This is a genomic window from Lysinibacillus sp. GbtcB16 (genome assembly GCF_019091145.1).
Classification (GTDB): Bacteria; Bacillota; Bacilli; order Bacillales_A; family Planococcaceae; genus Lysinibacillus; species Lysinibacillus fusiformis.
On the sequence record NZ_JAGXJV010000110.1, the window covers coordinates 1 to 539 of the forward strand.

1 protein-coding gene and 1 pseudogene are annotated in these 539 nt (G+C 31.9%); both read left to right on the forward strand.

Features of this window, described 5'->3' with window-relative positions:
* Positions 1-193, forward strand: a 193-nt coding sequence (locus KVT27_RS23585) for a hypothetical protein (RefSeq protein WP_217582067.1), incomplete at its 5' end; no start/stop codon positions are given.
* Positions 194-274: 81 nt separating this feature from the next.
* A pseudogene (locus KVT27_RS23590) lies at positions 275-539 on the forward strand (RNA polymerase subunit sigma-24); the annotation flags it as partial.

A 539-nucleotide genomic window follows, 5' to 3' on the forward strand; every position in this document is an offset into this window, starting at 1 on the left:
GGGACAAACTTTGTATAAAAATTATAAAGTTAAAAAAGAAAGGTATGTTGCTCAAAGACATAGCAAAAAAGCTAGGCATAAAGAATCCATCGTGTATTACATCTCAATTGAAGAAACGGGGATTGAAATAAAAATTTCACATACCATATTAAATATAAAAAATTATAAACACAAATTAATAGTCCACATTTAAGGGCGTTGATTATATATAGGAAGAAACTGTTTCCTATGTATAACCAACGTCCTTTTTTTATTACAAAAGGAGGAACAAGGTATGCAGGAACTAATTGAACAATATAAAGAGAAAGTAAATCAGTTAGAAAACTTAAAAGAAACAGCACCGGATAATGATAAAACAATTATTGGTAGTATGATTACTGATTTACGTTATGCACTGGAATGGATGCGTACAGCAAAGGAACCAGGAACGATAAGAGGCATTGAACGTAGAGCAGCATATCAGCGTAATACTGCAGTAAATCCCTTACTAATGCAAAAGTATTTAAGAAGCGCAGAAACGTTATATGAGTGGGATGATA